11 protein-coding genes are annotated in these 14,685 nt (G+C 70.1%); 8 read left to right on the forward strand and 3 right to left on the reverse strand.

Annotation, left to right across the window (positions count from 1 at the left end; translation table 11 throughout):
* Positions 1-62 precede the first annotated feature (62 nt).
* Complete coding sequence (locus tag AC3A46_RS12835; RefSeq protein ID WP_487665527.1) at positions 63-2,522, reverse strand: DNA gyrase/topoisomerase IV subunit A; 2,460 nt, start codon at positions 2,520-2,522, stop codon at positions 63-65.
* Positions 2,523-2,590: 68 nt separating this feature from the next.
* On the opposite strand from AC3A46_RS12835, the gene AC3A46_RS12840 reads away from it, so the two are divergent.
* Positions 2,591-3,712, forward strand: a complete 1,122-nt coding sequence (locus AC3A46_RS12840) for an alkaline phosphatase family protein (RefSeq protein WP_487665528.1) — start codon at positions 2,591-2,593, stop codon at positions 3,710-3,712.
* An 8-nt stretch (positions 3,713-3,720) separates the two neighbouring features.
* Here the strand turns inward: AC3A46_RS12840 and sepH are convergent, their stop codons facing one another.
* Positions 3,721-4,764 carry a septation protein SepH gene (gene sepH, locus AC3A46_RS12845; protein WP_487665529.1) on the reverse strand — a complete coding sequence of 348 codons (1,044 nt, stop codon included), beginning with the start codon at positions 4,762-4,764 and terminating at the stop codon, positions 3,721-3,723.
* A gap of 262 nt (positions 4,765-5,026) precedes the next feature.
* On the opposite strand from sepH, the gene AC3A46_RS12850 reads away from it, so the two are divergent.
* Positions 5,027-5,320 (forward strand): DUF4193 domain-containing protein, encoded by a 294-nt coding sequence (locus tag AC3A46_RS12850; protein WP_487665530.1) that lies wholly within the window; start codon positions 5,027-5,029, stop codon positions 5,318-5,320.
* Here the strand turns inward: AC3A46_RS12850 and AC3A46_RS12855 are convergent.
* Entirely contained in the window at positions 5,295-5,798 is a 504-nt protein-coding gene (locus AC3A46_RS12855) for a DUF3093 domain-containing protein (RefSeq protein WP_487665531.1), read from the reverse strand. The two genes, AC3A46_RS12850 and AC3A46_RS12855, sit on opposite strands and share 26 nt — an antisense overlap.
* A gap of 12 nt (positions 5,799-5,810) precedes the next feature.
* Here AC3A46_RS12855 and dut point away from each other — a divergent pair, with 12 nt between their 5' ends.
* The 6 genes from dut to pepN form a co-directional block, all read left to right on the forward strand.
* The gene (dut, locus tag AC3A46_RS12860; protein WP_487665532.1) at positions 5,811-6,263 is read left to right on the forward strand and encodes a dUTP diphosphatase; all 453 of its coding nucleotides are present in this window, start codon (positions 5,811-5,813) and stop codon (positions 6,261-6,263) included.
* Positions 6,260-6,859 (forward strand): DUF3710 domain-containing protein, encoded by a 600-nt coding sequence (locus AC3A46_RS12865; protein ID WP_487665533.1) that lies wholly within the window; start codon positions 6,260-6,262, stop codon positions 6,857-6,859. Before dut ends, AC3A46_RS12865 begins: the two co-directional genes overlap by 4 nt.
* Before the next feature lie 98 nt (positions 6,860-6,957).
* A complete protein-coding gene (locus tag AC3A46_RS12870) occupies positions 6,958-7,641 on the forward strand; it encodes a DUF3159 domain-containing protein (RefSeq protein WP_487665539.1) in 684 nt (227 codons plus the stop codon).
* Positions 7,642-7,775: 134 nt separating this feature from the next.
* Positions 7,776-10,604 carry an aconitate hydratase AcnA gene (gene acnA / locus AC3A46_RS12875; RefSeq protein ID WP_487665534.1) on the forward strand — a complete coding sequence of 943 codons (2,829 nt, stop codon included), beginning with the start codon at positions 7,776-7,778 and terminating at the stop codon, positions 10,602-10,604.
* A 99-nt stretch (positions 10,605-10,703) separates the two neighbouring features.
* Positions 10,704-12,662: a 1-deoxy-D-xylulose-5-phosphate synthase gene (gene dxs / locus AC3A46_RS12880; protein ID WP_487665535.1), complete on the forward strand. Its 1,959-nt coding sequence runs from the start codon at positions 10,704-10,706 to the stop codon at positions 12,660-12,662.
* Positions 12,663-12,738: 76 nt separating this feature from the next.
* Positions 12,739-14,685, forward strand: a 1,947-nt coding sequence (pepN, locus tag AC3A46_RS12885) for an aminopeptidase N (RefSeq protein ID WP_487665536.1), incomplete at its 3' end; no start/stop codon positions are given.

Consider the following 14,685-nt stretch of genomic DNA (forward strand, 5'->3'; position numbering starts at 1 on the left):
GTTCCCCCTGAACACGAGAGGCGCACCGGCTGTGCCGCTGCGCCTCTCGTGTAGATCGGGGCTCAGCGGATGCCGGTGCCGACGGAGCCGATGACGCCGTCGAGGGCGGTGCCAGAGGCGTCGCGCTTCGCACCGGACTCCGGCAGCGCGCGGGTCGCGCCGTCCGAGCCGATGGCACGGGGATCGGTGCCGACCCAGGCGATCGTCAGCGCGTCCTCGCCCTTCAGGAACCGGTGCGCGCGCACGCCACCGGTCGCGCGGCCCTTTGCGGGGAACTCGCTGAACAGCGACACCTTGGCACTGCCGGCGTCGGTGCCCGCGAGCGCCGTGGTCGATCCGGCGACCGTGACCACGACGGCGTCGAACTCGGAGGGTCCGACCACATCGAACGAGACGACCTGCGCGCCGTCGGTGAGACGGATGCCGGCCATGCCCCCGGCCGAGCGACCCTGCGGGCGCACCGAGGACGCATCGAAGCGGAGCAGCTGGGCGTCGCTCGCCACGAACACGAGCTCGGCGCCGTCGGACGCGGGCGCGGCGCCGACGACGCGGTCCCCGTCCTTGAGGGCGATGACCTCGATGTCGTGCTTGTTCGCGATCTCGGTCGCGGCGACGCGCTTCACGATGCCCTGAGCCGTGCCGATCGCGATCGGCGGGCCCTCGACGAGCGGCACGATCGCGACGATGTGCTCGCCGCCGCTGAGACCCAGGTACTGGTCGCCGCGGGTGCCGGCGGCGAGCTGCACCGAGTTGCCGGGCACCGACGGCAGGTCGACGGGGGAGAACCGCACCAAGCGGCCGAGGTTCGTCACGGCGCCGATGTCGCCGCGTGTGGTGGTGTCCACCGACGAGCGGACGGCGTCGTGCTTCGAGCGCCGTGCCGGCGCGACGATGCCGCCGCCCGGGGCGTCGGCCGCGATCTCGGCACGCACCATGCGTCCCGTGGCGGAGAGGAAGACGCGGCACGGCGCGTCGGCGATCTGCAGGTCGGCGACCGCCGCCGCGGCGCGCGAGCGCGGCTGCACCGGACCGCCGTTGAGCAGAAGCGTGCGCCGAGGCGTGCCGAACGCCTCGGCGGCGGCATCCAATTCGTGCGACACCTGCGCGCGCAGCAGCACGTCGCTGCCGAGGAGCTCCTCGAGCTGGGCGATCTCCTTCTTCAGATTGTCGCGCTCGGTCTCGAGCTCGATGCGCGAGAACTTCGTGAGGCGACGCAGTCGCAGCTCGAGGATGTACTCGGACTGCGGCTCGGACAGGTCGAAGACGCTCATGAGGCGCGTGCGCGCCTGCTCGCTGTCGTCGGACGTGCGGATGACCTGGATGACCTCGTCGATGTCGAGGATCGCGATGAGGAGGCCCTCGACGAGGTGCAGGCGCTCCCTGCGCCGCTCGAGACGGTACCGGCTGCGGCGCGTGACGACACTGATGCGGTGGTCGAGGTAGACGCGCAGGAGCTCGCGCAGCCCGAGGGTCTGCGGCTGCCCCTCCACAAGAGCGACGTTGTTGATGCTGAACGAGTCCTCGAGCGGCGTCAGCCGGTAGAGGTGGTCGAGCACCGCCTGAGGATCGAAGCCGGTCTTGATGCCGATGACCAGACGCAGGCCGTGGTGGCGGTCGGTCAGATCGGTGACATCGGCGATGCCCTGCAGCTTCTTCGCGTTGACGGCGTCCTTGATCTTCTCGATGACGCGCTCGGGGCCGACGAGGTAGGGGAGCTCGGTGACGATGAGGCCGGTGCGGCGCGGGCCGAGCGACTCGATCGAGACCTTCGCCCGGGTGCGGAAGCTGCCGCGGCCGTTGGTGTAGGCGTCCTTGATGCCGTCGAGGCCGACGATGATGCCGCCGCCGGGGAGGTCGGGGCCCGGCACGAACTCCATGAGCTCTTCGACTGTCGCCTCGGGGTTCTCGAGCAGGTGGGTCGCGGCGCCCACGACCTCGATGAGGTTGTGCGGCGCCATGTTGGTGGCCATGCCGACCGCGATGCCGGTGGTGCCGTTGACGAGAAGGTTGGGGAAGGCGGCCGGCAGCACTTCGGGCTGCTGGAACTGGCCGTCGTAGTTCGGGATGAAGTCGACGACGTCTTCGTCGAGGTTCTCGGTGAGCGCGAGCGCGGGCGGGGCGAGGCGGGCCTCGGTGTAACGGGGCGCGGCGGGGCCGTCGTCGAGCGAGCCGAAGTTGCCGTGCCCGTCGACGAGGGGCACCCGGAGGGAGAAGGGCTGCGCCAGCCGGACGAGCGCGTCGTAGATGGGGGCGTCGCCGTGCGGGTGCAGCTTTCCCATCACCTCGCCGACGACGCGAGCGCTCTTCACGTGGCCGCGGTCGGGCCTGAGCCCCATGTCGGCCATCTGGAACAGGATGCGTCGCTGCACCGGCTTGAGCCCGTCGCGCGCGTCGGGCAGCGCACGCGAATAGATGACCGAGTACGCGTACTCGAGGAACGACGTCTGCATCTCCGAAGAGACGTCGACGTCCTCGATGCGTCCGTGGTCGGCGGGGGAGGAATCGGTGCGGGAAGCGGGCATGTGTCGAAGAAGCCTCGGGTGACGGCGGAGAGCGAGGGGGCGCGGCCGCGTGTGCGAGACTGGCCCCGATGACCCTCAGCCTACCCGTGGACCCGCCGCGCGCCCGGAGCCTCACCCGTGTCGTGACCGAGATGTCGGCGGCGCTGGACGGCGGCTCGGAGTGGTTCGCCCCCGCGCGGAGCGCGATCGTGTGGGTGCTCGACGGGCTCGGCGTCCACAACCTCTCGGCCCGGGCCGGCCACGCCCGCTTCCTCAGTGAGGCTCGCGCGAAGAAGGACGTCGCGCGCTCGGTCTTCCCTTCGACCACCGCCGCCGCGCTGACCAGTCTGCTCACCGGGGCGCTGCCGGGGGAGCACGGCATCGTCGGGTACCGCGCGCGCGTGCCCGGCACCGACGATCTGGTGAATATGCTGCGCGGCTGGGACACCGACGGCCTTCCGCTCGAGTTCCAGCGCGCCGCCCCGCTGTCCGCCACGCTCGGCCGGCCGTTCTTCGCCGTTTCGCGCAACGAGTACGCCGGCACCGGCTTCACCGCGGCGACCCTCGGCGACGCCGAGTTCCACGGCGCCGACGACCTCGATGAGCGCGTGAGCCTCGCCGCCGACCTCGCGGCGCAGCATCCGGGGTCCCTCATCTATCTCTATGCCCCGGATCTCGACGCGATCGGTCACAAGCGCGGGTGGGAGTCCGACGAATGGGTCGCGGCGCTGGAGCGGGTGGATGCCGCGGCCCGGACGCTCTCGAATTCCCTCGACCGCGGCACCGGGGTGGCCGTGACATCCGACCACGGCATGATCGACGTGCCGCGTCATCGGCATCTCCTCCTCGAAGAAGGCGACGAACTGCTCGACGGCGTCCGCCTCATCGGCGGCGAGCCCCGCATGCTCCACCTCTACACGGAGCCCGGCGCGGCCGATGCCGTGCTCACGCGATGGCGCGAGGCCGAGGCATCCCGTTCGTGGGTGTTCTCGCGCGCCGAGCTCGAGGCTTCGGGCCTGATGGGCCGGATCGACCCGGAGGTGCATGCCCGGATCGGCGATGTGACCGTCGCGGCGCGCGCAGGAATCGCGTACTACGATGACCGCCTCGCCGACAAAGCACCGCAGAAGATGATCGGGCAGCACGGCTCCCTCACCGACGAAGAGCGGGTGGTTCCGCTCATCCGGCTCGGCGCGTTCGCCGGCGCCTGAGTCCCGCTTCAGTCGTCGGAGCGGGCGCCGAAGACGATCTCATCCCACGACGGCATCGACGTGCGCCCCTTGCGGCGACCGGCCTCGGCGACCGCAGCCGGAGTCGGCGCCTGATAATCGGACGCCGTCGGCTCGTCTTCAGAGGCCGACTCCTCGTAGCCCGGCTCGAGCGCGTCGAACAGCGCGACCGGCGCCGGCGAGCGGGGCGCCGAAGCGACCTCTTCGGCCCCCGGAAGCGGCTCGCGCTGGCCGCGGCGCCGACGCAGCGCCTCAAGCAGATCGGCGGTCTCGGCCGAGGTCACGACGGCCGGCTCGTTGGCGCGCTTGATGGCGGCCTCCTGCACGGCAGGGGCGGCGGGCGACGGGATCTCGGGCGACTCGATGTCGGCGTCAGGGAGGCGGCGCGGGCCGAACGCTCCGCTGTCGAAGCGGGAGTCGTCCTTCGCAGGTGCCGCGTCGAGGGCGCGCAGCCGAGGGATCAGCCCCTCGGGGAGCGACCCCTGGCGGGACAGCTGGATGGCGTCGTTGTTCAGGGGCGACAGCGTGCTGCGGCGCGGGTCGAAGCCCCAGCGGGCGTCGTGGCCGATGTCGTTCGAGGTGAACTCCAGCTTCACGGTCCAGCCGGTCGGCTCCTTCCAGCTGGTCCAGCGTTCGCCGATCGCTCCGGCCTCGGCGAGCTTGGCGCGCACCGCGGAGCCGAACGTCGTCTGTCCGTCGCCTTCGAAATCGCCGCCGAGCAGCACCGGCACCGCCAGCGCCTGTCCGACGATGTGCTCACGCTCGGCGAGCACGGGGCCCTCGAAGCGCACGATGTCCTCGACGCGGGCACCGAGGAGCTCTGCGACCTCCCGCGCGGACAGCCCGGATCGGATGTGGGCCTGGATCTCGCGGGGGCTGGGGCGCGGGGTCTGCACGTCGGACTCGCGCTCGCGGCGCGCCTTGCGCAGCTCGCCGCGGAGGACGTCGTCGACGTCGAGCGTGAATCTCTCGCCGGACTCCGTCGCCAGGATGAGCTTGTCGTCCTCGGTTCCGATGACTTTGAGCTGTTCCATGCGGACGCTCCCTGCTTCTCGAGCCGGCTCTTGGCTGCACTTTCCCGGCGGACTCACGGCTTCAGAGCCCGCCTGTCCGCCCCATCGTGTCACAGCGCACCACGGGGACCGGGAATATCCCGCGCGTGCCGCGAGTTTCACGCGAACGCACGGTCAGGATGGCGCCGGATCGCATTTGCGAAAAGGGGAATGGTCGTGCAAACTATCGCCGCCCGCAAGGGCGAGCGCAACCGCGAATACCCGGAAGTTGAGATCTTCACGCATGGCCACCGATTACGACGCCCCCCGCAAGACCGAGGACGACAGCGAGTCGATCGAGGCGCTCAAGGAGCGCGTTCCCGACAAGCTCTCGGGCTCGGTCGACGTGGAGGACGCCGACAACCCGTCGGGCTTCGAGCTGCCTGGTGCCGACCTGTCGGACCTCGAGCTCGATGTCGTCGTTCTCCCTGCACAGGAGGACGAGTTCACCTGTTCGAACTGCTTCCTCGTGAAGCACCGCTCGCAGCTCGATCACGAGAGCGCAGACGGCCCTATCTGTACTGAGTGCGCCGCGTGATCTGAGCCCGCCGCACTGCGGCGGCCAGCCGGTCCGGCGTCCGCGAGGAGATGACCCACGCGGTCGTCGGATCATCGGCATCCGTCACGGGGAGAACGACGACCCCGTCGATCCCGCCCCGGATGAGATGCCACGACCGCGGGTCGAGACCCGCACCGCGCGCATGGCGCGCGTCCTCCCCGACATGAACATCGCCGTCGCCGAGGAACTCGACGCCGATGTGCGCGCGCCCCGCCCGCAGCTCGCCGTCGCGGACCTCGACGACGGGGGCCGCCAGGATCAGCAGCGCGATCAGCACGACGCCGACGCCGGCACCCACGATGAGGGCGATCGTCGTGTCGATCGGCGTGACGACGAGCGCCGCCATCGGCGCCGCCAGTCCCGCCGCGACCAGGATCCACAGCGATGGGCCGAGCCGCTCGCGATAAGCGTCGGCACGGTCGGTTCGGGCACCGGCGTGAGGCGTTGAGTTCTGCATTACCCTCGTTGGGTGACTGAAACGGTGGACGTCCCCATTATCGCCCCCGACGTCCCGGTGTACGCGCACCCTGGGGACGCCGGCGCCGACCTCGTCGCCGCCGAGGCTGTTCGCCTCGAGCCCGGCGAGCGTGCCCTCGTCGGCACCGGCGTGCGGATCGCACTGCCCGAGGGGTACGTCGCGTTCGTGGTCCCGCGCAGCGGCCTGGCGGCCAAGCACGGCATCACGGTCGTCAACGCGCCCGGCACGATCGACGCCGGCTACCGCGGCGAGATCAAGGTGATCCTGCTGAACACCGACCGGGCGCAGTCGCACGACATCGCCGTGGGCGACCGCATCGCGCAGATCATCGTGATGCCGGTGCCGCGCGCCGTTTTCATTCCCGTGGAGACCCTGCCCGACAGCGTGCGCGGCGAGGGCGGCTTCGGCTCCACGGGCTACCAGAAGGACGGAGTCCTCGCATGACCGACCCCTCATCCGTCGACGGCCCGCGCAAGGTCGCACCCGACGACCGCGCCACGACCGGCCCGTTCGACGAGTCCGAGGCCAACCCCGTCCGCCCCTACATCGATCTCGGCGGGATCAAGATCCTCCCTCGTGAGGGTCTGAACCTGCGCCTCGAGGTCGAGGAGCAGACCAAGCGCATCGTTGCCGTGGGCCTCGACTACGCCGACTCGACCCTCCAGGTGCAGCCGTTCGCGGCGCCGCGATCGGCGGGCCTGTGGGAGGAGACGCGTGAGCAGATCCGCCAGCAGATCCGCCAGCAGGGCGGCCGCGTCGAGGAGCGCGAGGGACCGCTGGGGCCCGAGCTCCTCGCCGAGGTGCCCGTCATCGCCGGCCCCGACGGCACGGCGGGCAAGCGCCTCGCGCGCTTCATCGGCGTCGACGGCCCGCGCTGGTTCCTGCGCGGCGTGATCGGCGGCGCGGCGACGGCCGACGTCGAGGCCGCGGCCTCGGTCGAAGACCTGTTCCGGTCGATCGTCGTGGTCCGCGGCGGCTCGCCGATGCCGCCGCGCGATCTCATCCCGCTGAAGATGCCGGCGACGCCGGGCTCGGCGTGAGCGACACCTCGCGCCCCGACGACGCGTCGGAGTCACCCGCGAACGGTGCGACTCGCCCGTCCGAGGGGACATCGGATGCCGCACCCTCGGCGTCCGAGATGCTCGGCGCCGCCTTGGGCGGGGCCGCGCGTCGCGCCGGCCTCGACCCAGCTGAGGGCGCGTCCACCGGTCACGTCGTGTGGGCCGCGATGGGCGGCTGGCGCGGCATCCTCGAGTCCGTGCTTCCCGGCGTCGTGTTCCTCGTCGCCTGGACGGCCACCTACGACGCCGAGGCAAAGTCGGGCAACCTCCTTCTGAGCCTCGCGCTGTCGGTCGGGCTCGCCGCGGTGTTCACGATCGTGCGCCTGATCCAGCGGCAGTCTGCGAGCGCCGCGATCGGCGGCCTGATCGCCGCAGCCGCGGCGGCGGGCCTGTCGCTGTGGACCGGCAGGGGAGAGGACAGCTTCATCCCGGGCTTCCTCACCAACACGCTCTACGGCACGGCGTTCCTCGTGTCGGCGCTCATCGGGTGGCCGCTCATCGGCCTGGCCGTCGGCTTCCTCATGGGGGAGGGCACCGCATGGCGCGCCGACAAGCGCAAGCGGCGCGTCTTCTTCTGGCTGTCGATCGCGTGGGCAGCGCTGTTCGCGCTCCGCCTGATCGTGCAGCTGCCGCTGTACTTCGCAGGCGACGTCGCCGCGCTCGGCACGATCAAGCTGATCATGGGCCTGCCGCTGTTCGCCCCGTTGGTCGCGGTCACGTGGCTCGCCGTGCGCGCGCTCTACCCGCCGGCGCCGAAGTGATACATTTATCTCGACATCAAGATAAATCTCCCCCGAGCCGTTTAGGTCGACCTCACTAGCCGAGGACTACGGGGCGGGGGAAGATGGGGATGCCGGACTCCGGCACGATCCCGCCGCCGACGAAGGAGACAGACGTGTCCACGGTTGACAGCTTCGGTGCGAAGAGCACCCTGACGGTCGGCAGCACCGACTACGAGATCTTCCGCATCGACACCGTCCCCGGTTACGAGAAGCTCCCGTTCAGCCTGAAGGTGCTGCTCGAGAACCTCCTGCGCACCGAGGACGGCGCGAACGTCACCAAGGCTCAGATCGAGGCGCTCGGATCGTGGGATGCCGCGGCCGAGCCCGACACCGAGATCCAGTTCTCGCCGGCCCGCGTCGTGATGCAGGACTTCACCGGCGTGCCGTGCATCGTCGACCTCGCCACCATGCGCGAGGCGATGGAGGCGCTGGGCGGTGACCCGACGAAGATCAACCCGCTCTCGCCCGCCGAGATGGTCATCGACCACTCCGTCATCGCCGACCTCTTCGGCACCGAGAACGCCCTCGAGCGCAACGTCGAGATCGAGTACGAGCGCAACGGCGAGCGTTACCAGTTCCTCCGCTGGGGCCAGACCGCTTTCGACGACTTCAAGGTCGTCCCGCCGGGCACCGGCATCGTGCACCAGGTGAACATCGAGCACCTCGCGAAGGTCATCTACGACCGCACGGTCGGCGGTGTGCTGCGCGCCTACCCCGACACGTGCGTCGGCACGGACTCGCACACGACGATGGTCAACGGCCTCGGCGTTCTCGGCTGGGGCGTCGGCGGCATCGAGGCAGAGGCGGCCATGCTCGGCCAGCCCGTGTCGATGCTCATCCCCAAGGTCGTCGGCTTCAAGCTCTCCGGCGCGATCCCGACCGGCGTGACCGCCACCGACGTCGTGCTGACGATCACCGACATGCTGCGCAAGCACGGCGTCGTCGGAAAGTTCGTCGAGTTCTACGGCGAAGGCGTGGCATCCGTCCCGCTGGCCAATCGCGCGACCATCGGCAACATGAGCCCCGAGTTCGGCTCCACGGCCGCGATGTTCCCGATCGATGCCGTCACCATCGACTACCTCCGCCTCACCGGTCGCGACGAGCAGCAGCTGGCCCTCGTCGAGGCGTACGCCAAGGAGCAGACCCTCTGGCACGACGCATCGCGCGAGCCCGTCTTCAGCGAGTACATGGAGCTCGACCTCGCGACGGTCGTGCCCTCGATCGCCGGCCCCAAGCGCCCGCAGGACCGTATCGTGCTGTCGCAGGCCAAGCAGCAGTTCGAGAGCGACCTCACCAACTACGCCGAGGTCGACCACGACCTTGTCGACCTCGAGGGCTCCGAGTCGTTCCCGGCGTCCGACCCGCCCGGAAACTCGCCCGAGGACGAGTACAGCACGCACGAGCACCACCACCACAGCCACGCTCCGGCGACGGCGTCCAAGCCCACTCCGGTGACGCTGCAGGGCGGCGAGAAGTTCGTGCTCGACCACGGCGCGGTGACCATCGCCGCGATCACCTCGTGCACCAACACGTCCAACCCCTCCGTCATGCTCGCCGCGGGTCTGCTCGCGCGCAACGCCGTGAAGAAGGGCCTCAAGGCCAAGCCGTGGGTCAAGACCACGCTGGCGCCCGGCTCGAAGGTCGTCACCGACTACTACGAGAAGGCTGGTCTCACCAAGGACCTCGAAGAGCTGGGCTTCTTCACCGTCGGCTACGGCTGCACCACGTGCATCGGCAACTCCGGCCCCCTGATCGAGGAGGTCTCCGCCGCCATCAACGAGAACGACCTCGCCGTCACGGCCGTGCTGTCGGGCAACCGCAACTTCGAGGGGCGCATCAACCCCGACGTGAAGATGAACTACCTCGCGAGCCCGCCGCTCGTGATCGCGTACTCGCTCGCCGGATCGATGAACTTCGACTTCGAGACCGACGCTCTGGGCAGGGATCAGGACGGCAACGACGTGTTCCTGCGCGACATCTGGCCGGACTCGGCCGAGGTGCAGGCGACGATCGACTCGTCGATCAACAAGGACATGTTCACGCACCAGTACGCGAGTGTCTTCGAGGGCGACGAGCGGTGGCGCACGCTGCCGACCCCGACCGGAGACGTGTTCGAGTGGGACGACGCGTCGACGTACGTGCGCAAGCCCCCGTACTTCGACGGCATGACGATGGAGCTGACCCCGGTCACCGACATCGTCGGCGCGCGTGTGATGGCGACGCTCCTGGACTCCGTCACGACCGACCACATCAGCCCTGCCGGCAACATCAAGGCCGACAGCCCCGCTGGGCAGTATCTCGCGGCGCACGGCGTCGACCGCAAGGACTTCAACTCGTACGGCTCGCGCCGTGGCAACCACGAGATCATGATCCGGGGTACGTTCGCGAACATCCGCCTGAAGAACCAGCTGGTCCGCGAGGTCAACGACGGCGCCGAGATCGAGGGCGGCTTCACCCGCGACTTCACGCAGGCGGGCGGACCCCAGTCGTTCATCTACGACGCGAGCCAGAACTACCAGGCCGCGGGCACGCCGCTGGTGATCTTCGGCGGCAAGGAGTACGGCTCCGGCTCGTCGCGCGACTGGGCGGCCAAGGGCACGAGCCTGCTGGGCGTGAAGGCGGTCATCACCGAGAGCTTCGAGCGCATCCACCGCTCGAACCTCATCGGCATGGGCGTCGTGCCGCTGCAGTTCCCGGCCGGCGAGAGCTGGAAGTCGCTGGGCCTGGACGGCACCGAGATCGTCTCGATCTCGGGTCTCGAGCAGCTGAACGAAGGCGTCACGCCGAAGACCGTCAAGGTCACGGCCGAGCCCAGCGAGTTCTCGCCCGAGGGCAAGCAGACGGTCGAGTTCGACGCGGTCGTCCGCATCGACACGCCTGGTGAGGCCGACTACTACCGCAACGGCGGCATCCTGCAGTACGTGCTGCGTTCGCTGGTCTGACAGCTGATTCACGGGGGACCGGATGCTGCGGCATCCGGTCCCCCCTTCATGCCCCGGGTAGACTTGCAGGGCCCTTCCGAGGGCCGGAAAGGAGCGGGGATGTCGCTGTTGTCGTCCATCGCCGGACCCCGCGACCTCGACGCGCTGAGCCTCGATCAGCTCGAGCAGCTCGCGGATGAGATCCGCGGCTTCCTCGTCGAGAACGTCGCACGCACAGGCGGTCACCTGGGCCCCAATCTCGGTGTCGTCGAGCTCACGATCGCGCTGCACCGCGTGTTCGACTCGCCGAACGATCCGATGATCTTCGACACGGGTCATCAGTCCTACGTGCACAAGCTGCTCACCGGGCGCCAGGACTTCACGAACCTCCGCGCGCGAGAAGGCCTGGCGGGTTACCCGCAGCGCTCCGAGAGTCCGCACGACGTGGTCGAGTCGTCCCACGCCTCCAGCTCGCTGAGCTGGGCGGACGGCGTCTCCCGCGCGCTGACGCGCACCGGCCGCAAGGACCGGCACGTGGTCGCCGTCGTCGGCGACGGCGCGCTCACCGGCGGCATGACGTGGGAGGCGCTCAACAACATCTCCGACGACAACGACCGCAACCTCGTCATCGTCGTCAACGACAACGGACGCTCCTACGCCCCGACCATCGGCGGCATGGCGCGCTACCTGAACCGCGTCCGCACGGCCGATGCGTACCGCAACCTCCACCGCGGCTCCGACACCGTGTTCCGCAAGCTCGGTCCCGCGGCGCGCGCCGTGTACCGGGGCGTGCGCGGCGGCACCCACGGGTTCCTGTCGCGGTTCACGAACAACGCCGCGCTCTATTCGAACCTCGACATCAAGTACCTCGGCCCGGTGGACGGGCACGACCTGCCGACCCTCATCGAGACCCTCGAGCTCGCCAAGGAGTACGGCGCCCCCGTCATCGTCCACGCGATCACCGAGAAGGGCCGTGGCTACGCGCCGGCCCTCGAGGACGAGGCCGATCAGTTCCACGCCGTCGGCAAGATCGACCCGATCACGGGCGAGGCGCTCGGCGCTTCGGGCGGCACCGCCTGGACCGACGTGTTCGCCGATGAGCTGGTGCACGTGGGCGACGAGCGCGACGACGTCATCGCGATGACCGCGGCGATGCTGCGGCCGACAGGCCTCCTGCCGTTCGCGCAGCGCTTCCCGGACCGCGTGTACGACGTCGGCATCGCCGAGCAGCACGCCGTCGCGTCGGCCGCAGGTCTGGCGTTCGGCGGTCTGCACCCGGTGGTCGCCATCTACGCCACCTTCATGAACCGCGCATTCGACCAGGTGCTGATGGATGTCGCGCTCCACCGCGCGGGTGTCACCTTCGTGCTGGACCGTGCCGGCGTCACCGGCCCCGACGGCCCGAGCCACCACGGCATCTGGGACCTCGCGATGCTGCAGATCGTGCCGCACATCCGCATCGCCGTTCCCCGCGACGAGGCACGACTGCGCGAGGAGCTGCACGAGGCGGTCGCCGTCGAGGACGCCCCCACCGTCATCCGCTTCCCGAAGGGCGCAGTGAGCCCAGAGCTCCCGGCCCTCGAGCGACTGGAGGACGGTGTGGACGTGCTGGTGCGCTCCGACGCACAGGACGTGCTGCTCGTCGGCATCGGCCCGATGGCGCACATCGCCGTCGACGTCGCCGAGCGCCTGCGCGCGCAGGGCATCGGCGCCACCGTCGTCGACCCGCGCTGGGTGGTCCCGGTGCAGCCGTCGATCATCGAGCTCGCAGCATCCCATCGCCTCGTCATCACCATCGAAGACGGCATCCGGGTGGGCGGCATCGGCACGCGCGTGCGCCAGGTGCTGCGCGAGGCGGGCGTCGACACCGCCGTCGACGAGCTGGGCGTTCCCGACGAGTTCATCGACCACGCGAGTCGCGAGCAGATCCTCGAGGACGCCGGCCTCACCCCGGCGAAGATCGCCCAGGATGTCGTCGCCCAGGTGCTGGGCACCCGCATCCCGGTCGCGCGTGGCGCGCAGACCTCCGAGATCCCGACTCTGCCGGACCTCGCCCGCTGCCGCGAGGAGCGCCGCTAGAGCGAGGCCTGCCTCGCGCCGGCGCACCGCCCCGGAGCAGCCGAAGGGCACCGCGCCGACGTGGAAGCATGGGGGCATGACCTCCGCGAACCTCACCCGCGACGAGACCGCGGCCCGATCGAGCACCATCCGTCTGGACACCGTCGAGGTCGACCTCGACGTGCGTGGCGCGCAGGATCTGGCGACGCAGACCTTCCCGACGACCGCCACACTCACCTTCGCGGCCACCTCCGACGCGACGTGGCTGGACTTCCTCGGCGCGTCCGTCGACAGCGTGACGGTCAACGGCGTGGCGCGCGACGTGCAGTGGGACGGCGCCCGCATCCGCATCGACGGCCTCGCTGCGCACAATGTCGTGACCGTCGGAGGACGCGGCCGATACAGCACGTCGGGCGAGGGGCTTCACCGCTTCCGCGACCCCGTCGACGGCGAGGTCTACCTGTACACGCAGTACGAGCCCGCCGACGCGCGGCGCGTGTACCCCGTCTTCGAGCAGCCCGACATGAAGGCGCGCTGGCGGTTCACGGTGAACGCGCCGTCCGGCTGGCAGATCCTCTCGAACGGCGCGGAAGCGGCGCGCGAGGACGTCGCCGGCGGTGTGCGCGTCGCGTTCGCCGAGACCTTGCCGCTGTCGAGCTACATCACGGCCGTCGCCGCGGGGCGGTATCACCGGGTCGATGGCGAGTGGCGCAGCGACGACCGCACCGTGTCGCTCGGCGTCCTCTGCCGGGCCTCGCTGGCACCCCACCTCGACACCGACGAGATCCTGGACATCACCCGGCGCGGCCTGGCGTTCTTCGAGCACGCGTTCGCCTGCCCGTACCCGTGGGGCAAGTACGACCAGATCTTCGTGCCCGAGTACAACCTCGGCGCCATGGAGAACCCGGGCCTGGTGACCTTCACCGAGAGCTACGTCTTCCGTGGTGCCTCGACGGCGGCGCAGCACGAGGCCCGTGCGAACACGATCCTGCACGAGATGGCGCATATGTGGTTCGGAGACCTGGTGACCATGCGCTGGTGGGACGACCTGTGGCTGAAGGAGTCCTTCGCGGATTTCATGGGCGCCCACGCCGCCGTGGTCGCCGGTGGCTTTCCGGACGCCTGGGTGACGTTCGCCAGCCGCCGCAAGGGCTGGGCGTACGTGCAGGACCAGTTGCCGACGACGCACCCCATCGTCGCCGACATCACCGACCTCGAAGCCGCCAAGCTCAACTTCGACGGCATCACCTACGCCAAGGGCGCGTCGGTGCTCAAGCAGCTCGTCGCCTTCGTGGGGGAGGACGCCTTCTTCCGAGGCGTGCAGCGCTACTTCGCGGACCATGCCTTCGGCAACACCACGCTGCCCGACCTGCTGTCTGCGCTCGAGGCGGAGTCCGGACGCGATCTGACGGCGTGGAGCCGCGCGTGGCTGCAGACCAGCGGCGTGTCGGAGATCGCGATCGAACGCGTCGACGCCGAGGCCCTGGTGCTGACGCAGACCGATCCGCGGCCGCACCGGCTGACGTGCGGATTCTTCACCGTCAGCGATGGGCGTCTCGAGCGGCGGGGCACGCTGCAGGTCGACGCTGTCGACCCTCGCACGCCCCTGACGGGCACGACGGCCGCGGGGATCGATCTCGTGCTCGCCAACGTCGACGATCGCACCTACGCGAAGGTGCGCCTCGACACGCCGTCGACCGACGCGGTCGCGGCGCACCTGTCGTCGATCGAGGATCCCGTCGCCCGTGCGGTGATCTGGGCGGCCCTGTGGAACGCTGCGCGAGACGGGAGGCTGCCTGTCTCACGCTTCGTCGAGATCGCGAGCGATCACGCCACGCGCGAGACGAACATCGCGCTGACCACGGACGCGATCACCCACGTCGACGCCGCGATCGGACGCTACGCGGCGTCGGACGCGCGCACTCCGCTCGCCGAGGCCTGGCTCGACACGTGCTGGGCAGCGCTGTGGGCCGCCGGCCCCGGCACGGATGCCCAGCTGGCCTGGGCCCGCGCCCTCGGCGGAGCCGCGGCGCGGTCCGCGAAC

The organism is Microbacterium sp. Soil_C_42, from assembly GCF_057656735.1.